21 protein-coding genes and 1 pseudogene are annotated in these 19,344 nt (G+C 72.9%); 11 read left to right on the top strand and 11 right to left on the bottom strand.

What is annotated here, in order from left to right; translation table 11 throughout:
* Nucleotides 1-222: pseudogene (locus RIF68_RS05960) on the top strand (glycoside hydrolase family 3 protein); the annotation flags it as partial.
* A 95-nt stretch (nt 223-317) separates the two neighbouring features.
* On the opposite strand, the gene nagB reads toward RIF68_RS05960, so the two are convergent.
* Nucleotides 318-1,103 (bottom strand): glucosamine-6-phosphate deaminase, encoded by a 786-nt coding sequence (gene nagB / locus RIF68_RS05955; protein WP_309050074.1) that lies wholly within the window; start codon nt 1,101-1,103, stop codon nt 318-320.
* 221 nt (nt 1,104-1,324) lie between these two features.
* Nucleotides 1,325-2,158, bottom strand: coding sequence for an SDR family oxidoreductase (locus RIF68_RS05950; RefSeq protein ID WP_309050073.1), 834 nt, complete (start codon nt 2,156-2,158; stop codon nt 1,325-1,327).
* Between the two features lie 82 nt (nt 2,159-2,240).
* Between RIF68_RS05950 and RIF68_RS05945 the strand changes: the two genes are divergently transcribed.
* On the top strand, nt 2,241-2,954 hold the full coding sequence (locus RIF68_RS05945) for a TetR/AcrR family transcriptional regulator (RefSeq protein ID WP_375165102.1): 714 nt from the start codon (nt 2,241-2,243) through the stop codon (nt 2,952-2,954).
* Nucleotides 2,955-3,263: 309 nt separating this feature from the next.
* Nucleotides 3,264-4,730 (top strand): PAS domain-containing sensor histidine kinase, encoded by a 1,467-nt coding sequence (locus RIF68_RS05940; RefSeq protein ID WP_309050072.1) that lies wholly within the window; start codon nt 3,264-3,266, stop codon nt 4,728-4,730.
* Nucleotides 4,731-4,904: 174 nt separating this feature from the next.
* Here the strand turns inward: RIF68_RS05940 and RIF68_RS05935 are convergent, their stop codons facing one another.
* A complete protein-coding gene (locus RIF68_RS05935; protein WP_003953983.1) occupies nt 4,905-5,162 on the bottom strand; it encodes a WhiB family transcriptional regulator in 258 nt (85 codons plus the stop codon).
* Nucleotides 5,163-5,480: 318 nt separating this feature from the next.
* Nucleotides 5,481-6,449 carry a diacylglycerol kinase family protein gene (locus tag RIF68_RS05930; protein WP_309050071.1) on the bottom strand — a complete coding sequence of 323 codons (969 nt, stop codon included), beginning with the start codon at nt 6,447-6,449 and terminating at the stop codon, nt 5,481-5,483.
* 203 nt (nt 6,450-6,652) lie between these two features.
* Between RIF68_RS05930 and RIF68_RS05925 the strand changes: the two genes are divergently transcribed.
* Complete coding sequence (locus RIF68_RS05925) at nt 6,653-7,087, top strand: hypothetical protein (RefSeq protein ID WP_309050070.1); 435 nt, start codon at nt 6,653-6,655, stop codon at nt 7,085-7,087.
* Between the two features lie 3 nt (nt 7,088-7,090).
* Here the strand turns inward: RIF68_RS05925 and RIF68_RS05920 are convergent, their stop codons facing one another.
* From RIF68_RS05920 to RIF68_RS05910, 3 genes are all read right to left on the bottom strand, one after another.
* Entirely contained in the window at nt 7,091-8,038 is a 948-nt protein-coding gene (locus RIF68_RS05920; protein ID WP_309050069.1) for an RNA polymerase sigma factor SigF, read from the bottom strand.
* A gap of 80 nt (nt 8,039-8,118) precedes the next feature.
* The gene (locus tag RIF68_RS05915) at nt 8,119-8,532 is read right to left on the bottom strand and encodes an anti-sigma regulatory factor (RefSeq protein WP_019889334.1); all 414 of its coding nucleotides are present in this window, start codon (nt 8,530-8,532) and stop codon (nt 8,119-8,121) included.
* Nucleotides 8,533-8,879: 347 nt separating this feature from the next.
* On the bottom strand, nt 8,880-9,140 hold the full coding sequence (locus RIF68_RS05910; protein ID WP_309050068.1) for a UBP-type zinc finger domain-containing protein: 261 nt from the start codon (nt 9,138-9,140) through the stop codon (nt 8,880-8,882).
* Nucleotides 9,141-9,179: 39 nt separating this feature from the next.
* Here RIF68_RS05910 and RIF68_RS05905 point away from each other — a divergent pair, with 39 nt between their 5' ends.
* Entirely contained in the window at nt 9,180-10,775 is a 1,596-nt protein-coding gene (locus tag RIF68_RS05905) for a Na+/H+ antiporter (RefSeq protein ID WP_309050067.1), read from the top strand.
* On the opposite strand, the gene RIF68_RS05900 is transcribed toward RIF68_RS05905, so the two are convergent.
* Both RIF68_RS05900 and RIF68_RS05895 read right to left on the bottom strand, forming a co-directional pair.
* The gene (locus tag RIF68_RS05900; RefSeq protein ID WP_309050066.1) at nt 10,754-11,680 is read right to left on the bottom strand and encodes a pyridoxal-phosphate dependent enzyme; all 927 of its coding nucleotides are present in this window, start codon (nt 11,678-11,680) and stop codon (nt 10,754-10,756) included. The genes RIF68_RS05905 and RIF68_RS05900 overlap by 22 nt on opposite strands.
* A 201-nt stretch (nt 11,681-11,881) precedes the next feature.
* Entirely contained in the window at nt 11,882-12,472 is a 591-nt protein-coding gene (locus RIF68_RS05895) for an N-acetylmuramoyl-L-alanine amidase (RefSeq protein ID WP_309050065.1), read from the bottom strand.
* 282 nt (nt 12,473-12,754) lie between these two features.
* Here RIF68_RS05895 and RIF68_RS05890 point away from each other — a divergent pair, with 282 nt between their 5' ends.
* Complete coding sequence (locus tag RIF68_RS05890; RefSeq protein ID WP_309050064.1) at nt 12,755-14,170, top strand: family 2B encapsulin nanocompartment shell protein; 1,416 nt, start codon at nt 12,755-12,757, stop codon at nt 14,168-14,170.
* Nucleotides 14,171-14,314: 144 nt separating this feature from the next.
* Complete coding sequence (locus RIF68_RS05885; protein ID WP_309050063.1) at nt 14,315-15,364, top strand: family 2 encapsulin nanocompartment cargo protein polyprenyl transferase; 1,050 nt, start codon at nt 14,315-14,317, stop codon at nt 15,362-15,364.
* Between the two features lie 27 nt (nt 15,365-15,391).
* On the opposite strand, the gene RIF68_RS05880 is transcribed toward RIF68_RS05885, so the two are convergent.
* Complete coding sequence (locus RIF68_RS05880; RefSeq protein ID WP_309050062.1) at nt 15,392-15,967, bottom strand: TetR family transcriptional regulator; 576 nt, start codon at nt 15,965-15,967, stop codon at nt 15,392-15,394.
* 125 nt (nt 15,968-16,092) lie between these two features.
* Between RIF68_RS05880 and RIF68_RS05875 the strand changes: the two genes are divergently transcribed.
* The 3 genes from RIF68_RS05875 to RIF68_RS05865 all read left to right on the top strand — a co-directional run bounded on the left by RIF68_RS05875 (nt 16,093) and on the right by RIF68_RS05865 (nt 17,500).
* Nucleotides 16,093-16,680, top strand: coding sequence for a dihydrofolate reductase family protein (locus RIF68_RS05875; RefSeq protein WP_309050061.1), 588 nt, complete (start codon nt 16,093-16,095; stop codon nt 16,678-16,680).
* A 39-nt stretch (nt 16,681-16,719) separates the two neighbouring features.
* Nucleotides 16,720-16,953, top strand: coding sequence for a hypothetical protein (locus RIF68_RS05870; RefSeq protein WP_309050060.1), 234 nt, complete (start codon nt 16,720-16,722; stop codon nt 16,951-16,953).
* 127 nt (nt 16,954-17,080) lie between these two features.
* A complete protein-coding gene (locus RIF68_RS05865) occupies nt 17,081-17,500 on the top strand; it encodes a DUF6304 family protein (RefSeq protein WP_309050059.1) in 420 nt (139 codons plus the stop codon).
* Between the two features lie 40 nt (nt 17,501-17,540).
* On the opposite strand, the gene snpA is transcribed toward RIF68_RS05865, so the two are convergent.
* Nucleotides 17,541-18,197, bottom strand: coding sequence for a snapalysin (gene snpA, locus RIF68_RS05860; protein WP_309050058.1), 657 nt, complete (start codon nt 18,195-18,197; stop codon nt 17,541-17,543).
* A gap of 178 nt (nt 18,198-18,375) precedes the next feature.
* Here snpA and RIF68_RS05855 point away from each other — a divergent pair, with 178 nt between their 5' ends.
* Nucleotides 18,376-19,329, top strand: a complete 954-nt coding sequence (locus tag RIF68_RS05855) for a LysR family transcriptional regulator (RefSeq protein WP_309050057.1) — start codon at nt 18,376-18,378, stop codon at nt 19,327-19,329.
* Nucleotides 19,330-19,344 lie beyond the last annotated feature (15 nt).

Here is a 19,344-nt window from a genome sequence, read left to right as displayed (position 1 = left end):
GCGGGGGAGCGGCGGATCGTCGCGGTCGTACGGGACGCCCACCGCCACCCGTGGATGACGGCGGCCCTCGACGCCCTGCTCGCCGCCCGTCCCGACACCGTGGTGGTCGAGATGGGCCTCGACGAGGCGGAGCCCCGGGGGGCCCTGCACATCGCCACCCACGGCGCGGCCCGGGTCTGCGGCCGCGCCGCCGCCGAGGCCCTGGTGGGCACCGCCTCCTGACCGCTCCTGACCTCCGGCCCCCTGTGCGGCACGGGGCCCGGCACCTGAACCAGGTGCCGGGCCCCTTCGCCGTTCGCCGGGGGGATCCGGGTGGATCAGATGCCCTGCCAGGAGGGCTTGTTCGCGTAGGTGTGACGGAAGTAGTCGGCCAGCTTCAGCTTGGACGCGGCGGCCTCGTCCACCACCACGGTGGCGTGCGGGTGCAGCTGGAGCGCGGAGGCCGGCACGAGCGCGGCGACCGGGCCCTCGACGGTCTGCGCGACCGCCTCGGCCTTGCCCTCCCCGGTGGCGAGGAGCACCAGGTGACGGGCCTCCAGGATGGTGCCGATGCCCTGGGTGATGACGTGGTGTGGCACCTGCTCGATGTCGTTGTCGAAGAAGCGGGCGTTGTCCACGCGGGTCTGCTCGGTGAGCGTCTTGATGCGGGTGCGGGAGGCGAGCGAGGAGCAGGGCTCGTTGAAGCCGATGTGGCCGTCGGTGCCGATGCCCAGGATCTGGAGGTCCACGCCGCCGGCCTCGGCCAGCGCCTTGTCGTACGCCTCACAGGCGGCCTGGACGTCCTCGGCCGATCCGTCCGGGCCCATGAAGGCGTCCTGGGAGAGTCCGAGCGGTTCGACGACCTGCCGCAGCACCGTGGAGCGGTAGGACTCCGGGTGCCCGGCGGGGAGGCCGACGTACTCGTCCAGCTGGGCGATGCGGGCGCGCGAGGCGTCCACGGACCCGGCCCGCACCCGGGCGATCAGGGCGTCGTAGATGGGGATCGGGGTCGAGCCCGTGGCCACGCCGAGCAGCGCGTCGGGCTTGCGGCGCAGGAGGTCGGCGATGCCGTCCGCGATGAGCTCGCCGCCTGCCTCGGCGTCCTTGACGATGACAACTTCCACGCTGTGCCTGCCGATCTGGTGAGGGGCTGCTGGGACCGTGGTATAGACCAATCTGGGTCCAAATCTAGCAGAGGAGGGCGCCTCTCCTCATGCCGTTCCGCACCCCGGACGAGCACCCTCTCCATCCTCGGCCGCCCCCGTCCCACCAGCCACTCGGAGCGCCGTGCCCCGCCCGCCCCCGCGTCCCCCCGGCCCCGCCCCCCGCGCGGGGCCGGAGCCGGTCAGGCCAGCGAACCTCCCGTCGCGTCGATCCAGTGGCCCGTGATCCAGCGCGCGTCGTCGGAGGCCAGGAAGGCCACCACGTCGGCTATGTCCGAAGGGGTCCCGACCTCACCGAGGGCGGCCATCGCCGCCGCCCCGGCCCAGGCCTGCTCGTCACCGCGCAGCCAGTGCGCGTTGATGTCCGTGTCCACGATGCCCGGCGCGACGGCGTTGACCGTGATCCGCCGCGGCCCGAGGACCTTCGACAGGTAGCGGGTGAAGGTGTCGAGCGCGCTCTTGGACATCGCGTACGCGATGAGGTCCGGCATCATCGCCGCCCGGCTCAGTCCCGTCGACACATTGACGATCCGGCCGCCGTCCCGCAGCCGCTCCGCGCCCAGCTGCGCGAGGAAGAACGGCGCCTTCGTGTTGACCGCGAAGATCCGGTCGTACTCCTCCTCGCCGATCGAGGCGAAGGGCTGCGAGGCGGCGATCCCGGCGTTGTTCACCAGGATGTCGAGGCCCCGCTCCTCGCCCACCGCCTCGTCGAAGGCGCGCCACAGCGCCGCCGCGTCCCCCGGCACCCCGAGCTCCTGCCCGAGCGCGAAGGCCGTACCGCCGGCGGCCTCGATCGCCGCCACCGTCTCCTTGGCCGCCGTCTCGTCCCTCCCGTAGTGCACCACCACCCGGGCGCCGTCGCGGCCGAGCCGCTCGGCGATCCCGCGTCCGATGCCCCGGCTCCCGCCGGTGACGAGCGCCGTCCTCCCGCTCAGCCGCCCCGTGCCGCCGTCCGCCGGCTCTCCGGCCGGGCGCCCGTCCCGCCGCCCCGTCGACTGCTCCGCGCGCACGCTCATGGCGCCGCCCCCCTCAATTCCGTAGTGGTCGCTATGGAAAGACCGTACCCCACTTTTCTAGCGCGCGCTATAGAATTCCTCCATGGCGACGAGACAGCGCGGCAGACCCCGCTCCTTCGACCGGCTCACGGCCCTGGAGCAGGCGACGATGGCCTTCTGGGAGCACGGTTACGAGACGACGTCCGTCTCCGACCTCACCCGGGCCATGGGCATCAGCGCCCCCAGCCTCTACGCGGCCTTCGGCGACAAGAGGACCCTCTTCGAGGAGGTCGTCGAGACCTACGCCGTCTCCTACGGTGCCTACGGAGGCCGCGCCCTCGCCGAGGAGGAGACGGCCCGGGCGGGGATCGGACGCCTGCTGTCGGAGGCGGCGGAGCTGTTCACCGAGCCCGGCCACCCCCGTGGCTGCCTGATGATCTCCGCGGCGGTCAACTGCTCGACCCCCGAGGTCGAGGAGTCCCTGCGCGCCCGGCGCAACGCCAACCTGGCCTCCTTCGAGGCGCGGATACGGCGGGACGTCGAGCGCGGCGCGCTGCCCCCCGACACCGACGCCGCCGCTCTCGCGCGGCTCAGCGGAGCCGTCCTCCAGGGCATGTCCCAGCAGGCCCGCGACGGGGCGGAGAAGGAGGAGCTGGCGGCCGTCGCCCGGCTGGCGATGCGGGCCTGGCCCGCGGAGGCGCCGCCGGCGGGCGCGGAGGCGGAGGTCACGGGCCGCGCGGCCACCGGTCCGCCGTCCCCCGAGGCGCCGGTCCCGGGCGCGCCGGCCCCGGAAACACCCGCGGGCCGCGGCGCCTGACGGGACCCTCAACCCGTCCGGCACCGCAGCCCGGAGTTTGCCCGGCCGGGGGTGTGCGGTCCCTCGGCCGTGTGGGAGGCCTCGGCGCAGTCAGGGCAGAGAGCGCCGGGTACCTCGTTCCATCCTCCTGTGCGGGGAGGACGGAAGAACTGATCCTCGCATGACCGTGCGCTCATTGTGGACTAGACCATTCTTCTCTGTCCATCCACAGGGCTACCGCGCGGTACCGGCCCATCCTCCACCACCACGGCCCGGAGATCCAGGTTCACCGCCCGTTAATTCCACGGGTACGCTCGCACCGTGCCCTCCATGAACGACCTCGTGCGCCAGCACACCGCCCTGAGCGACTCGGATCTCGAGTGGCTCCACCTGCTGGTGTCGGAGTGGCAGCTGCTCTCCGACCTCTCCTTCGCCGACCTCGTCCTGTGGGTCCCCACCCTGGACGGCACGCGGTACGTCTCCGTCGCGCAGATGCGGCCGAACACCGGCCCGACCTCCTACCAGGACGACATGGTCGGCCACCTGGTCCCGCGCGGCCGCCGCCCCCTCCTCGACGCCGCCCTGGACGAGGGCCGGATCGTGCGCGAGGGCGACCCGGAGTGGCGCGAGGAGGTCCCGGTCCGGGTCGAGTCCATCCCCGTACGCCGCGACGGCCGGGTGCTCGGCGTGATCGCCCGCAACACCAATCTGCTCACCGTCCGCACCCCCTCGCGGCTGGAGCTCACCTATCTCCAGTCGGCCTCCGACCTGGCCCAGATGATCGCGGCCGGCGCCTTCCCCTTCCCCGGCGAGCAGGTCGACATGGATTCCTCGCCGCGCGCCGGCGACGGACTCGTCCGCCTGGACGCCGAGGGGTTCGTCCAGTACGCCTCGCCCAACGCCCTCTCCGCCTACCACCGGCTCGGCCTCGCCGCCGACCTCGTCGGCCAGCACCTCGGCCAGATCACCGCCGAACTCGCCCCCTCCCGGGGGCCGGTGGACGAAGCCCTGGTCAAGCTGGCCTCCGGCTACGCGCCGCGCGAGTTCGAGGTCGAGGGCAACGGCGGAGTGATCCAGCTGCGGGCGATCCCGCTCAAGCCCAAGGGGACGCGCATCGGTTCCCTGGTCCTCCTGCGCGACGTGACCGAACTGCGCCGCCGCGAGCGTGAGTTGATCACCAAGGACGCCACCATCCGGGAGATCCACCACCGGGTGAAGAACAACCTCCAGACGGTGGCCGCCCTGTTGCGCCTCCAGGCCCGCCGGATGGATTCCGACCGGGGCCGCGAAGCGCTCAACGAGGCCGTGCGGCGCGTCGGTTCGATCGCCATCGTCCACGAGACGCTGTCCCAGAACCTGGACGAGCGCGTGGAGTTCGACGAGATCGCCGACCGGGTGATCGCCATGGTGGCCGAGATCTCCCCGGGCAAGGTCAGCTGCCGGCGCAACGGCCGCTTCGGCATCCTCGACGCCGAGGTCGCCACCCCGCTCTCCATGGTGCTGACCGAAGTGCTGCAGAACGCCCTGGAGCACGCCTTCGCCCCGGGGGAGCAGGGCACCGTCGAGGTCACCGCCGTCCGCGGTGAATCCCGCGCCGACGCCCGGCTGCTCATCACCGTGCGGGACGACGGCCGTGGTCTGCCCGAGGGGTTCGACCCGCAGCGGGCCGGGAACCTCGGCCTGCAGATCGTCCGCACGCTCGTGGAAGGGGAGTTGGGCGGGACGTTCGACATGCTCCCCGGCGCCGAGCGCGGCACGAAGGTCGTCCTCGACATCCCCGTGCAGCCCCAGAAGTGAACCGCCCCCGCCGGAGCGGGACGACGGCGGGGGCACGACAGCAGCGAGCCCCGGACCGAAGGGAATCGGTCCGGGGCTCGAATGCTGTGGGGTACTGCTGCGCGCTGCGGCTCGGGGGGCGGTGATTGCGTACGCTGTGTACGCGCCGCGTGCCTCAGGCTTTCGCTGGTGGACTCAGGCGCTGGCGTTGCGCGCCCGGTTGCGAGCGGCGCGGCGCTTCATCGCGCGGCGCTCGTCCTCGCTGAGGCCACCCCAGACGCCGGAGTCCTGGCCGGACTCGAGCGCCCACTGCAGGCACTGCTCCATGACGGGGCAGCGGCGGCAGACGGCCTTGGCTTCCTCGATCTGCAGCAGCGCAGGACCGGTGTTGCCGATGGGGAAGAACAGCTCGGGGTCTTCCTCACGACAAACGGCGTTGTGACGCCAGTCCATGGCTGCTACCTCTCTTGGTGTGACGTGCAAGGGTGCTTGTGAATGTGAACGCTTTCACGAATCCCCCCGCAAGGGAAGGGCCGACTGCCGGATGAACCGGCGTGGTCCTTGGATTGAGGAGGGGTTCTGGCTCTCAGTGGAGGCCGGTCCTGCGGGCCGTCCCGATCGCCAAGAAGAGACTCGCAAACCTCGGCACCGGATACAACCCCTTCCGGAAAGTTTTTTTTGATTCCTCGGTGTCGGCTAGGTCACAGCCGTACTTCTAAGGGGTGGATGCCAGGCTAAACGTTCGAGTGAAAGGACTTTGGGCCCTTCCACTCACACAATCACACGCAGTGCACGGCGTACGCCTGTGAACTTCACGCTCGTGCGCAGTCCGAGGTGGTCTCCGTCCATCTGCAACGGGAGGGGCACCTTCGAATGCAAGGTGAAGTCGGTCAGGTCGTGCAGGGGGACGGCGTGCTTGCCCCGGGGCCCCCGCTCGGGCGTCGAGGTGAGCAGCTGGGTGGCGTACCGGGCCACCGCGGGCGTCGACAGACGCCGCAGGCCGAGCACGTCCAGCGCCGTGTCGAAGGACGCCTCCGGGGACGCGTACACCGGGCGATTGCCCAGGTAGGTCCAGGGGGAGGTGTTGCAGATTATGGAGAGGACCAGGTCCTCGACCGGCTCCGCGCCGGGGCGCTCCAGCGTGATCGTGCCGTGCCGGCGGTTCGGTTCCCCGAGGAACTGGCGCACGACCTGGCGCAGGTACAGCGCGTGCGTGGATCTCTTCCCGCGTTCCCTCTGCTGTTCGACCCGCCCGATCACGCTCGCGTCGAAACCGAGCCCGGCGCAGAAGGTGAACCAGCGCGCCGGAACCGCTTCGTCCTCCGTGCCCGGCGCACCCGAGGCCAGCCCGAGGCTCACCGTCCGTGTCCGTCGCTCACGCAACGCGTCGAGCAGGGCGCCGGTCGCCTCCACCGCGTCGTTCGGCAGCCCCAGCGCGCGGGCGAAGACATTGGTCGAGCCGCCGGGAACGACCGCGAGGCCGGGCAGCCGCTCCGGATCGGGTCCGCCGTGCAGCAGCCCGTTGACGACCTCGTTCACCGTGCCGTCACCGCCGAGGGAGACGACCAGGTCGACGTTCCCGGACTCGGCGGCCCGCCGGCCGAGGTCCCGCGCGTGCCCGCGGTACTCGGTGGTGACCGCCTCCAGCTTCATCTCGCTCGCCAGGGCGTGGATCAGCACGTCACGGGTGCGGGCACTGGTGGTGGTGGCTGCCGGGTTGACCACGAGAAGTGCGCGCATGAGCGCCAGCGTACCTACCCGGCGGTACCGTTCCCAGCCCGGCCCGGGCCGGGGCTGGCCCGGCGGTCACGCCCCTGCCCGGATCCGGGTCGGCCGCTCGCGGTCCGGAACCGCGCCCCACGGTCACGTCCCTGCCCCGGAACCGGGCCCGCCGCTCCCGGTCCGGGCCGACCCGCGCGCGGCGCCCCGGATACCCTTCCTCCATGAGCAGTACGGAGCTGAGCAGTACGGAGCAGAGCCCCCGCCCCGCCCGCCTGACGGCCGCGGCGGCCGTCACCGCCACCGAGGCCCTGGGACTCCTCGCCGGAGGCGTGGCCATGCTGGTGAGCTCCCTCACCGGGGAGTCCGGCGACCTCACCGGGGCGCTGACGGGCGCGGTGACGCTCGTCGTCCTCGGCCTGATCCCGCTGGCCGCCGCCCGGGGCCTGTGGCAGCGCCGCGCCTGGAGCCGCGGCCCGGCCGTCATCACGCACATCCTGGCCCTGCCGGTCGCCTGGCAGATGCTCCAGGCGAACAGCGTGATGTTCCCGGCCGGGATCGTCCTGGCCGTCCTCGCCGTCGCCGGACTCGTCCTGCTGGTGAACCCGGCCACGACCGAGGCGCTCGGCATCCGGCGCCCCGGCCAGGACACCCCGTAACCGCTACTCCTCCACGAGCAGCTTCTCCCGCAGCTGCGCCAGGGTCCTGGCGAGCAGCCGGGAGACGTGCATCTGCGAGATGCCGACCTCCTGCGCGATCTGCGACTGGGTCATGTTCCCGAAGAACCGCAGCAGCAGGATCCGCTTCTCCCGGGGCGGCAGGTCCTCCAGGAGCGGCTTGAGCGACTCCCGGTACTCGACCCCCTCCAGGGCCTCGTCCTCCGCGCCGAGCGTGTCCGCCACCGCCGGCGACTCGTCGTCGGTGTCGGGGACGTCCAGGGAGAGCGTCGAGTAGGCGTTCGCCGATTCCAGGCCCTCCAGCACCTCCTCCTCGGAGATGCCGAGGCGCTCGGCCAGCTCGTGCACGGTCGGCGATCGGCCGTGCTGCTGCGACAGCTCCGCCGTCGCCGTCGTCAGCGACAGCCGCAGCTCCTGGAGCCGGCGGGGGACCCGGACCGCCCAGCCCTTGTCACGGAAGTGGCGCTTGATCTCACCGACCACCGTCGGCGTCGCGTACGTCGAGAACTCGACGCCCCGCTCCGGGTCGAAGCGGTCCACCGACTTGATCAGGCCGATGGTCGCCACCTGGGTCAGGTCGTCCAGCGGCTCTCCCCGGTTGCGGAAGCGCCGGGCCAGGTGCTCCACCAGCGGCAGGTGCATCCGCACCAGCCGGTTCCGCAGCTCCGCCTTCTCCGGCGAGCCCTCCGGCAGCGTGCGCAGCTCCACGAAGAGGGCGCGGGCACCGCTCCGGTCGTGGGGGTCCGGCGGCGGTACGGCGGGTGCACCGGAGCTCTCCGCCGCGTCCACGGCCCCGTCGCCGTCCACCGCCGTGGCCTCCGCCACCGGAACCCGGGCCGCCGCCGGGTCCCCGGCCGGCGTCCCGGAGGCAGCGGCCGTCCCGGAGACGCCCGGTGCCCCGGGAGCCTCGTGCTGCTGCTCGTGCTCGCTCATCTGGACCGCCTGCTGCTCCGTAGCGACCTCTTGCGGCCGGGCCTGCTGCTCAGGGATGCCGGCCGTCGCGTCCCCGCTCCTCACGCCGGGCCTGGCCCCGCGCCGCGCTGTTTGTACAGGCTGATCGAGACCGTGCGGTCGTCCGCCACGGACGACTCCACCTTCCCGGCCAGCGCCGACAGCACCGTCCAGGCGAAGGTGTCCCGCTCGGGCGCCCGCCCGTCCGTGGTCGGGGCGGAGACGGTCACGTCGAGCGAGTCGTCCACGAGCCGGAACACACAGCTGAGGACGGATCCCGGCACGGCCTGCTGGAGCAGGATGGCGCAGGCCTCGTCGACCGCGATCCGCAAGTCCTCGATCTCGTCGAGGGTGAAGTCCAAGCGCGCCGCGAGGCCGGCCGTGGCCGTTCGCAGCACGGACAGGTAGGCACCCGCAGCGGGCAGCCGGACTTCCACGAAGTCCTGGGTCCCGGGCTCGCCTGCGATCTGGGACACCCTCACCTCCAAGGTGGCACAAGCTCAATCGGGGCCCGGGGGAAGGAGCCCCCGAACCGGGCGGTACGCAGGGGGCTGCGCAGTCCGCCGTGACGCTATCGCGATCCATCCTGCCGTGTCGCCGCGAGCCCCCGGCCCCCCGGACCCCGGTCCCTCACCCATGGTAGGACCCTGGGTACGGACAGTGGCCAGAGGTGTGCGGGGGGCAAAACCGAGCGCCCGGCGGAGGGGTGACGTACCCAGTCGCCCCGCGCTTGAACCGCTCGGTGGCCGACGCGCGTCGGCCACCGCTCCGCGGACGGCGGGGCTCCGGTCCGTACCCTGCCCCCGCGGCCCCCCCGGGGCGGTCAGACGATCACACCGTCGACGAAGCACCAGCGCCACGCCTCGCCCGGCTCGAAGGTCCGCATCACCGGGTGCCCCGTCGCGTCGAAATGGGCGGTGGCGTGCCGTCCCGCCGAGGAGTCGCAGCAGCCCACGTGCCCGCAGCTCAGGCAGAGCCGCAGCTGGACCGGGTGCGTCCCGTCCACCAGGCACTCCGGGCAGGTGTCGGCCTGCGGTGCCGGTTCGGGGCGCGGCATTTCGGCAAGGTGGGGGCACTCGCTCATGATGGCCAGGTTACGTTGCGGCACGAGACGGGGACGGGCATGGACGCACTGCAGCTGGTGGCACTGGTGGCGGCGAGCGCCGCCGTGGCGGGCCTCGCCCGCCGGACCCCCGTCCCGGCGCCGCTGCTCCTGGTCGCCGTGGGTCTCGTCGCCTCCGCCGTACCCGGGGTCCCCGACTACACGCTCGACCCGCACGTCGTTCTGCCGCTGATCCTTCCGCCGCTCCTCTACACGGCCGCCGTCGACTCCTCGTACCTCGACCTCAAGGCCAACATCCGGCCCGTCGCCCTGCTCTCCGTCGGCTACGTCCTCTTCGCCACGGTCGCCGTCGGCTGGCTCGCGTACGTCCTCGTGCCCGATCTGCCGCTCACCGCCGCCCTCGTGCTCGGCGCGGTCGTCGCCCCGCCGGACGCGGTCGCCGCGACCGCCATCGCCCGCAAGCTCGGCCTGCCGCACCGGATCACCACGATCCTCCAGGGCGAGTCCCTGGTGAACGACGCCACCGCCATCACCGCCTACAAGGTCGCCCTCGCCGCCGCCGTCGGCGAGGCGGTCAGCTGGGCGGGCGGCATCCAGGAGTTCGCGCTCGCCGCCGTCGGCGGCGTCGGCGTCGGCCTGGTGCTCATGGTGCCGATCCACTGGCTGCGCTGCCGGGTCCGCGACTCCCTGCTCCAGAACACCCTCTCCCTCCTCATCCCCTTCGTCGCCTACGCGGCCGCCGAGGAGGTCCACGCCTCCGGCGTCCTCGCGGTCGTCGTGGTCGGCCTGTTCCTCGGACACCGCGCCTGGCAGGTTGATTTCGCGACCCGGCTCCAGGAGGAGGCCGTCTGGAAGATGGTCGCCTTCGTGCTGGAGTCCGCCGTCTTCGCCCTCATCGGCCTCCAGCTGCCGTACGTCGTCCAGGGGCTCGGCCGGTACGGCGTCGGCGAGGCGGCCTGGTACGCGGCCGGGGTGTTCGCCGCCGTGGTCGTCGTCCGTTTCGTCTGGGTGTATCCGGCGACCTTCCTGCCCCGCCGGTTCTCGGCGCGCATCCGTGAACGGGAGCCGGGCGTCGACTGGCGGGCCCCGCTCGTCGTCGGCTGGGCCGGCATGCGCGGCGTGGTCTCCCTCGCCATCGCCTTCTCCATCCCCGCCGTCACCGGCGGTGAGGAGTTCCCGGCCCGCAACCTCGTCCTCTTCCTCACCTTCACCACCGTCATTGGCACCCTGGTGGTGCAGGGTCTCACCCTGCCCCCGCTGATCCGCTCCCTGAAGCTCCCCGGCCGCGACCGGCACGCCGAGACCCTGGCCGAGGCGCAGGCGCAGAGCGAGGCCTCCCGCGCCGCCGAGGAACGCCTCGACGCCCTCCTCGCCGACGGGCGCAACACGCTGCCGGGCCCGCTCGAACAGCGCCTGCGCACCGTCCTGGAGCGGCGCCGCAACGCCGTCTGGGAGCGGCTCGGCGCCGTGAACGAGACCACCGGCGAGACCGCCGACGACACCTACCGGCGCCTCTCGCGGGAGATGATCGAGGCCGAGCGCGAGGTCTTCGTGAAGCTGCGCGACGAGCGCCGGATCGACGACGAGATGCTGCGGAACCTGCTGCGCCGCCTCGATCTGGAGGAGGCCGCCGCCTACCGCGAGACGGAGGGCTGAGGAAGGCCGTCCGGCCCGCCGGTGACGACCGCCGCGACGCGGGTGCCGGGCGGGAAGGCGCCCTCCTCCGCGAGGGTCAGGACGCCGAAAAGCATTTTGGCGACATAGAGACGCTCGATGGCGAGTTCATGCCGCGCCTCGAAGTCCTGTGCGAAGGCCTCCAGGGCGGGGTCGGTGCGGGCGTAACCGCCGCCGTGGAAGCGCTCGTCGAGTGTCCAGTCGCCGCGCGGACCGCCGAACGCCGCCGTCTGCAGCGCCCTGACCTCCCCGCCGAGGAAACCGCCCTTGAGGACCGGGACGCCGAGGGCCCGCTGCCCCGGCGCGAGCCCGGCGGCGAGGCCGGCGAGGGTGCCTCCCGTGCCGACGGCGACGGCCACCACGTCCGCGGCCCCGGCGAGTTCACGGCCGAGCTCCCGGCAGCCCTCGACGGCGAGGGCGTTGCTGCCGCCCTCCGGGACGACGTACGTGTCCTCGGGCGCCCGGACCCGGGCCAGCAGCGCGGCCAGCGTGCGCGGGTCGCCCTTGGCGCGGTAGGTGGCCCGGTCGGTGAACTCCAGACGCATCCCGTCCGCCGCGCACCGGGCCAGGGACGGGTTGAGCGGCCGTCCGGCGAGTTCGTCGCCGCGGACGATCCCGAGGGTGGGGAAGCCGAGCAGCCGTCCGGCGGCCGCGGTCGCCCGCAGATGGTTGGAGTACGCGCCGCCGAAGGTGAGCACGGGGCGGCCCGCGGCGGCGCGGAGGTTGAGCGCGAGCTTGCGCCACTTGTTGCCGGGCAGGTCCGGGTGGATGAGGTCCTCGCGCTTGAGCAGCAGCGTCAGACCCCGCCGGGTGAAGCGCTCGTCCGCCACCGGCACCAGGGGGGAGGGGAGCCGGGGCCGCAGCCGGGACGGGTCGAACGCGTTCACCCGGCCATTGTGGCGGGCCGGCCGGCGGTACGGCGGGCCGGGCCCCGGCCTCCGGAAGGGCGGCCCGGCGGTCGCCCGGGGTGGCCGGGAGGATCGAGCCGAGCGCGCCCGCACGCCCTGGCCGCACGGCAGGGACAACGGCGTGCGGGTCGAGGTCTCCGGCGCGCCCGCACGTCCTGGCCCCGCCGTACGCCCCGCGCCTCACCGCAGCCGGTCGGCGATCCGTTCCCGCAGGGAACCCATGGTGAAGCCGCGCGGGTCCACCTTTCCGGGCTGCCACTCCAGGTGGCCGATGACCGAGCGCTGCGTCCAGCCGTGGACGCGGCACACGGCGGCCGCGGCCCTGGCGATGGCGTCGAGCTGGACCTTGGGCCACGGGTCCTCGCCGTCGCCGAGGTTCTCGCACTCGAAGCCGTAGAAGTGCCGGTTGCCGTCCGTCGTCGCCTCGTTGTCCGGCGGCAGGCCGCGCTCGGCGATGACGGCGCGGAGGACCTCGTCGTCACCGAGTCCGGCGTGGTTGGCGCGGCCGTATCCGACGAGGTGGACCGTGCCGTCCTTGGCGATCACGCCGTGGCAGAGCGGTCCCGGCAGGCCGGCGTGCCCGTCGCGGCAGATCCGGACGGTCTTCGCGGTGCCCCGGGTGACGGTGTGGTGGATCATCACGCCGTGGACCGGCCCCCAGGAGCCCTTGTGGTTGCGGTTGTGGGTGGACCAGTCGCCGACCTCGACGACCGAGAGGCCTTCGTCGCGCAGCGCTTCGAGGAATCTTCTCGCCGACATGGGCTTGGCCATGACCGACTCCCTTCGGAAGGGGTGCACCTCCGGAGCGCGGACCGCGGCCGGAGTCCCTGCCTCCGGAGTACCGGAGGCACCGGCTCCGCTGCTAGGCGTTCGAGCGCCGTGCGAGCCGATCCGGACACCCGGCCGGGAAACCCCAGGACTCCTCTGTTCGGGGGTGAAAAGCGTGACATGCCCCGAAGATCACCGAACAGTCCCACCCGATCGTGTAATGGCGCGCCTACTCTCCGCACTGAAAGGCTTCTCTCGTAACTCAGTCATACGAGAGGGAGTTCCATGTCCGTTGGTTCGGTTGGCGACGAGGTCCGCGCGGAGCGGCAGGCCCCGCAGCAGAGTCTCGGTACCGCCGCCGCGCGGAACCTCGCCACGACCACCAAGTCGGCCCCGCAGATGCAGGAGATCAGCTCCAGGTGGCTGCTCCGGATGCTGCCGTGGGTCGAGGTGCAGGGCGGTACGTACCGGGTGAACCGCAGGCTCAGCTACTCCGTGGGCGACGGCCGGGTCACCTTCGTACAGACCGGTGGGAGCGTCGCCGTGATCCCGGCGGAACTCGGCGAGCTCCCCGCCCTGCGCGGTTACGAGGACGTGGACGCCCTCACGGAGCTGGCGTCCCGCTGCCGGCAGCGGGAGTACGCGGCGGGCGAGATCATCGCCGTCGCCGGCGAGCCCACCGACCGCGTCCACCTCCTCGCGCACGGCCGCATCGAGCAGGTCGGCGAGGGGCCTTACGGGGACGAGACGGTCCTCGGCGTCCTCGCCGACGGCGCCTACTTCGGTGACTCCTCCCTCGTCCGGGAGGGCGTCACCTGGGAGTGGACCGCCCGCGCGGCCACCGCCTGCACCGTCCTGGAGCTCACCCGCGACGACGTGCGGAACCTCGCGGACCGGGCGGAGTCGCTCGCCGCCCACCTGGCCGCCGAGGCCGCCCGGCCCGCGCACCGCACGAACAAGTACGGCGAGGCCGCCATCGACGTCTCCGCCGGTCACGTCGGCGAGGCGGTCGTCCCGCACACCTACGTCGACTACGAGGCCTCGCCCCGCGAGTACGAGCTGAGCGTCGCCCAGACCGTCCTGAAGGTCCACAGCCGCGTCGCCGACCTCTACAACAAGCCGATGAACCAGACCGAGCAGCAGCTGCGGCTGACGGTCGAGGCGCTCCGCGAGCGCCAGGAGCACGAGCTCGTCAACAACAAGGAGTTCGGCCTCCTCGCCAACTGCGACTACGGGCAGCGGATCCAGCCGCACGACGGTGTCCCCAGCCCCGACGACATGGACGAACTGCTGACCCGCCGCCGCGGCTCGAAGCTGTTCCTCGCACACCCGCGGGCCATCGCCGCCTTCGGCCGCGAGCTCAACAGGCGCGGTCTGGTGCCCGAGACCATCGACGTCAACGGCAACCGCATCCCGACCTGGCGCGGAGTCCCGATCTTCCCGTGCAACAAGATCCCGATCTCGGACGCCCGCACCACCTCGATCATCTGCATGCGTACCGGTGAGGCCGACCAGGGCGTGATCGGTCTGCACCAGACCGGGCTGCCCGACGAGATCGAGCCCAGCCTCTCCGTCCGCTTCATGGGCATCGACGAGCAGGCGATCATCTCCTACCTGGTCACCGCCTACTACTCGGCCGCGGTCCTCGTCCCGGACGCCCTCGGTGTCCTGGAGAACGTCGAGGTCAGCCGCTGGCACTGAGCCGGTGACGCCGGGGCGGGAACCGATCCCTCCCGCCCCGGCGTCAGCCGTCCCGGCCGCCGCCGCGACCCTCTCCGGGCCGCCCCGGAGGCGGCCGCGCCACCGCCGCCGTCCCCCGCGCTCCATGTGCTGAAGGAAGACAACGTGACCGTGACCAGCGCGGATGCCGTCACCGATGGTCAGGGGGCCGTACTCCTCCTCGACCAGACGCGCGCCGCCGTCCACCCCGAACTCCGCTCGACCGTCGAGTCCCTGCCCGGCTCCATACGGCGGGTGGCCATGTACCACTTCGGCTGGGAGCAGGCCGACGGGACACCGGCCGCCGGTCAGGCCGGCAAGGCCATCCGGCCCGCCCTCGTGCTCGCGGCCGCCCGGGCGCTCGGTGCCGATCCCGCCCGCGCCGTCAAAGCCGCCGCGGCCGTCGAACTCGCCCACAACTTCACCCTCCTCCACGACGACATCGTCGACGAGGACCACACGCGCCGGCACCGCCCCACCGCCTGGACGGTCTTCGGCGTCCCGGACGCCCTCATGGCCGGCGACGCGATGAGCGCCCTCGCCCTCCGGCTGCTCGCCGAGGACCCGCACCCCGCCTCCGGGGCGGCCGCCGCGCGGCTCGCCGCCTGCGTCATCGAACTCTGCGCGGGCCAGCAGGCGGACTGCGCCTTCGAGCAGCGCGGTCCCGGCGAGGTCTCCCTCGACGAATGCCTCGCCATGGCCACCGCGAAGACCGGTTCTCTGCTCGGCTGCGCCTGCGCCCTCGGGGCGCTCTACGCCGGCGCGGGCGAGGAGGAGGTCGCGGCGCTGGACGCCTTCGGCCGGGAGGCCGGGCTCGCCTTCCAGCTGATCGACGACCTCATCGGCATCTGGGGCGACCCGGACCGGACCGGCAAGCCCGTCGGAGCGGACCTCGCCGCCCGCAAGAAGTCCCTGCCGGTGGTGGCCGCTCTCACCTCCGGCACCCCCGCCGGTGAGGAACTGGCCGCGCTCTACTCCCGTACGGCCCTCGACGCGGCCGCGGTACGGGCGGCGGCGGACGCCGTGGAACGTGCCGGGGGCCGCGACTGGGCGCAGGCGAGCGCGGCCGACTCCATGGGCCGCGCGGTCGAGCACCTGGCGCGCGCGGTGCCCGACCTGGACGCGGCGGGCGACCTCCTCGCCCTCGCGGAGTTCGTCACGCGCCGCACGCGCTGACCGCCGTGGCGGGACCGCGCGCCCGGGTCAGGAGGTGGGGACGATCCGGGTGACCACGGTCTCGATGAGCTCGTCCAGGTCCCGTTCGCCGTGCAGGCCGGGCACGGTGAAGTGGTCGAACAGCAGCCCGGTCAGGGCGAAGTAGAGCAGCCGCACGGTGTCCGCGTCCCCGGGCATGCCGGAGTCGAGGTGCAGCCGGATGTTCAGGTCCAGGTCGGACCGGAGCACCTCGGTGAACCGCGTCCGGAGCTCCGGGCGCCGTGCCGCCTCCAGGCGCAGCTCGAACAGGCCGAGGTAGCAGCTGCGTTCGGCGGCCATGCGGCGGGCGAGCCAGCGCATCAGCTCCACGACCAGCTCCCGGCTCGGGGCCGGCAGGAGGGCCGTGTCGATGGCCCCGGGCTCGGGCGTCAGCCGTACGAAGATGCGGTCCGCGACCTGGGAGAGCATCTGGTCCCGGTCGGTGAAGTAGTTGGACGAGGTGCCCGTGGGCACACCGGCCCGGGCGTCGACCGCCCGGAAGGTGAGCCCCCGGGCACCTTCGTCCGCCAGCACCTCGATCGCCGCGTCCAGCAGTGCCGTGCGGCGCTCCGGATTCCTCGCCATGCCGCGCTCCTTCCAGGTCTTTCGAATTTCTCAGCGAAAAGGTCTTGCACAACCACTACAGGTGAAGCACTATAAGCGTCGTGGTTGTGGACGCGGCCATGTTCCCACAGAAACTGAGGACCGGTTTGCGCAAGCTCACCTACTTCGTCGCCTGCTCCATCGACGGCTTCATCGGTGACCCCAAGGGCGACGCCAGCTCCGCGTACGGCTACGTCATGGGCGAGTACCTGGAGTACATGAAGGCCGAGTACCCGGAGACGGTCGCCGCCCCCGGGTGGCCCGTCCTCGGCATCGAGCCCGGCACCCCGAGCCGGCGCTTCGACACCGTGGTCCAAGGGCTGAACTCGTACAAGGTCGGCCTGGACGTCGGCGTCACCAGCCCCTACAGCCACCTGCGCGAATACGTCGCCACCCGCTCGCTCACCGAGTCGCCCGACCCGAACGTCGAGCTCATCGCCGACGACCTCGTGGGCCGCGTGCGGGAGCTCAAGGCGGAGGAGAGCGGCCTGGACATCTGGCTCTGCGGCGGCTCCACGCTCGCGGGCGCGCTGATCGACGAGGTCGACGAGCTGATCATCAAGACGTACCCCCAGGTCTACGGCGCCGGCATGCCGATGTTCGGCACGGACTTCGCCGTCCGGGAGTTCGCGCTGGGTCCGGTGCGGACCTTCGACAACGGTGTGGTCGTCCGGACGTACACCCGGAAGCGGTGACGAGGGGCGGCGTCGCGCCGGGCGGCCTACTCTGGATCCATGGGTGACGAGGTGCCTCGTACGCTGCGGGACCCGCGCGCCGAGCCGGTCTGCCCGGCCTGCGGCGGTCCCCTCGACATGGTGGCCACCCGGCACAAGGTCCTCGGGGCGTGGGTGCCGGAGTGGAAGGTGCAGCCCTGCCGCGCGGCCGGCTGCGGGGGCGGAGCGGCACAGGACGCGCCCGGCTCCGGGCGCGGGGCGCGTGACGCCCGGAGCGCCCCGGGGGCGGAGTGACGGGCGCGGAAGGGGCGCGGAAGCCGCTACCACGTACGTGACCGGCAAGAACACCGAGAACGGGAGAAGTCCGGCCACCGGGTGACCGGCCGCGCGCAGGAGCCGGTCATACCGCTACAGTCCGCGCATGTCATCGGAGTCGACAGAAGTCTGGACCGGCTGGTACCGGGACCGCAGCGGCGCGGAAGCGATCGTCATCACGGCCGACGGGCGGCGCGTGGCCACCCGGATCAGGGGGGTCGAGTACACCGGCGAGAGCTTCGCCGCGCTCGGCGCCGCACCCGCGGGCGGACAGCCCCTCACCGGCTGCGTCCTGGAGTGGGACCTGCCGCTCCCCGTCGTCGTGGACGGGGTGGATCAGCAGGCCACGCTCAGCTGCCTGCTGACCCTCGGGGAGCGGGCGGACCTGAGCCTCACGCTCCACTACGGCGGGGCCGCCTTCGAGGCGGTCGTGGCCGGCGGGGACTTCGAGGAGGCGCTCGAACGGGTCCGGCGCCAGCTTCCGGACGGCGCCGCCTTCGGCCGCCGCCTGCTTCAGGCCGCCTGACGGTGGCGCCCCCGGGGAGGGGGCGCCGCCGGGGCCTCGGTCAGTTCTTGAACGCGGTGGCGAGCCCGTACCGCCACAACTGGTCGACGCGGGACCGCTCCTGGGCGTTCGGCGTCGCGTTCTGGCAGGACGTGCCGGGGCCGCCGCCCGACATCAGCTCGCTGCACGGACCGCTGTAGTGGTCCGGCAGACCGAGGACGTGCCCGGTCTCGTGCGCCGTGACCCGGGTGGAGTTGTAGAGCTGGTTCTGCCGGTAGTCGAGGAAGATGTAGCCGTTGCCGTGCCCGTCGGTGCTCGCGTACGAGCCGCGGGAGTCGTTCCCCTCGTAGTAGCGGAAGTCCGGGTTGCTGCCCTCCACCAGCCGTACGTTCACCACCGAGCTGTTCCATATCTGGGTGGAGCGGGCGATCTGGGTGCGGAAGCTGGGGGCGTTGGCGGCGCTGTAGACCACGGTGACGGCGGTCGCGCCCGGGGTGGCGGCGCGCTTCTTCGCCACCGAGGCGACGACGGCGTCGAAGAAGGCCCGGTTCGCCGAGGCCTCCTCGGCGGAACCGGCGTACGCGGCACCGAGGCTGGACGTGCTCATGACAGGCATGGGGGCGGGGGCGGCGGTGGCGGGACCGGCGCCGAGGGAGGCGGCGAGGCCGAGGCCGAGGACGGTGGCCAGGGCCGAGCTGAGGACCTTGGGGTGTCGCATGGGGGGCTCCTCCGGTAGGGGATCGCAAGTGAGTGTCGGGGACACCGGTGCCGGCGGGGATGATGTCAACCCCCGATAACCCCGTCACATCACCCCCTTCTCAACTGCCCCACCGCCAGGGGTGCTCCGGGTACGGCGACGTCTGGTGCGGCCCGGGGCGCCGCCCTACCCTCGGGGCATGGAACTGGAGGTGAGACACCTGCGGGCGCTCTGCGCCATCGCGGACGCGGGCAGCCTGCACAAGGCGGCACGGCAACTCGGCATCAGCCAGCCGTCGTTGACCACCCAGCTGCGCCGGATCGAGAGCTCCCTCGGCGCCCCGCTGTTCTCCCGCGACCGCACCGGCTGTCTGCCCACACCCCTCGGCCGTTCCGTGCTGAGCCGCGCCCGGCCCCTGATCGCGGACCTGACCGCGCTCGTCACCGAGACCCGGGCCGCCGCCACCCGCGCCGACGGCCCCGCCCTGCGGGTCGGTTCCACCGCCAGCCGGGCGCTCCCCGGCTGGCTGCGCCGGCTGCGCCGCCGGTTCCCCGGCACGGAGGTCGGCCTGCGGGTGGACGTCTCGGCCAACGCCCTGCTGCGGACGGTCGCCGAGGGCCAGCTCGACGTGGCGTTCGTGCACGAGGTGGAGGGCTTCCCCTTACGGGTGCCCCCGGGGCTGCGGGAGCGCGTCCTGGTCGCGCGCGAGCCGCAGTTCGTCTCCCTCGCCCGGGACCATCCGGCCGCCGCCCGGCCCGTCGTGGACCTCGCCGACCTCGCCGCCGACCACTGGATGGTCGACCCGACCGTGGACGGCGAGTGGGACGGTCTGCGCCGCGTCCTCGGCGCCGCCGGCATCGACCCGCCCGTCCTGCACGGCGACTACCTGACCGCCGCCTCGCTCGTCGCTCTCGGCGAGGCCGTCGCCCCCTGCCAGCCGACCTCGGGCCCGCGCGAGGACATGGCCATACGTCCGCTGCGCGGCGACCCCCTGGCCGTCCGCCTGCTCCTGTACGGCCGCCCGGGGACCGCGCTGGACGCCCTGTACGCCGACCTGGCCGACGCCTACCGCGAGGCCGCCCGCCAGGCCGCCCCGTACCGTGCCTGGCTCCACGGCCGCGGCCTCTCGGAACCCTGTCTGACGGGCCCCTGAGTACCCGTACGAAGG

Source organism: Streptomyces sp., assembly GCF_031178505.1.
In the GTDB taxonomy this organism is placed as follows: Bacteria; Actinomycetota; Actinomycetes; order Streptomycetales; family Streptomycetaceae; genus Streptomyces; species Streptomyces gulbargensis.
This window is presented reverse-complemented; position numbering and strand designations above follow the sequence as displayed.

Coding starts and splice junctions, on each gene's coding strand:
- RIF68_RS05950 (WP_309050073.1), bottom strand. CDS start 2,158: ATGAGCGTGCGCGCGGAGCAGTCGACGGGGCGGCGGGACGGGCGCCCG.
- RIF68_RS05945 (WP_375165102.1), top strand. CDS start 2,241: ATGGCGACGAGACAGCGCGGCAGACCCCGCTCCTTCGACCGGCTCACG.
- RIF68_RS05940 (WP_309050072.1), top strand. CDS start 3,264: ATGAACGACCTCGTGCGCCAGCACACCGCCCTGAGCGACTCGGATCTC.
- RIF68_RS05935 (WP_003953983.1), bottom strand. CDS start 5,162: ATGGACTGGCGTCACAACGCCGTTTGTCGTGAGGAAGACCCCGAGCTG.
- RIF68_RS05930 (WP_309050071.1), bottom strand. CDS start 6,449: ATGCGCGCACTTCTCGTGGTCAACCCGGCAGCCACCACCACCAGTGCC.
- RIF68_RS05925 (WP_309050070.1), top strand. CDS start 6,653: ATGAGCAGTACGGAGCTGAGCAGTACGGAGCAGAGCCCCCGCCCCGCC.
- RIF68_RS05920 (WP_309050069.1), bottom strand. CDS start 8,038: ATGAGCGAGCACGAGCAGCAGCACGAGGCTCCCGGGGCACCGGGCGTC.
- RIF68_RS05910 (WP_309050068.1), bottom strand. CDS start 9,140: ATGAGCGAGTGCCCCCACCTTGCCGAAATGCCGCGCCCCGAACCGGCA.
- RIF68_RS05905 (WP_309050067.1), top strand. CDS start 9,180: ATGGACGCACTGCAGCTGGTGGCACTGGTGGCGGCGAGCGCCGCCGTG.
- RIF68_RS05895 (WP_309050065.1), bottom strand. CDS start 12,472: ATGGCCAAGCCCATGTCGGCGAGAAGATTCCTCGAAGCGCTGCGCGAC.
- RIF68_RS05890 (WP_309050064.1), top strand. CDS start 12,755: ATGTCCGTTGGTTCGGTTGGCGACGAGGTCCGCGCGGAGCGGCAGGCC.
- RIF68_RS05880 (WP_309050062.1), bottom strand. CDS start 15,967: ATGGCGAGGAATCCGGAGCGCCGCACGGCACTGCTGGACGCGGCGATC.
- RIF68_RS05870 (WP_309050060.1), top strand. CDS start 16,720: ATGGGTGACGAGGTGCCTCGTACGCTGCGGGACCCGCGCGCCGAGCCG.
- RIF68_RS05865 (WP_309050059.1), top strand. CDS start 17,081: ATGTCATCGGAGTCGACAGAAGTCTGGACCGGCTGGTACCGGGACCGC.
- snpA (WP_309050058.1), bottom strand. CDS start 18,197: ATGCGACACCCCAAGGTCCTCAGCTCGGCCCTGGCCACCGTCCTCGGC.
- RIF68_RS05855 (WP_309050057.1), top strand. CDS start 18,376: ATGGAACTGGAGGTGAGACACCTGCGGGCGCTCTGCGCCATCGCGGAC.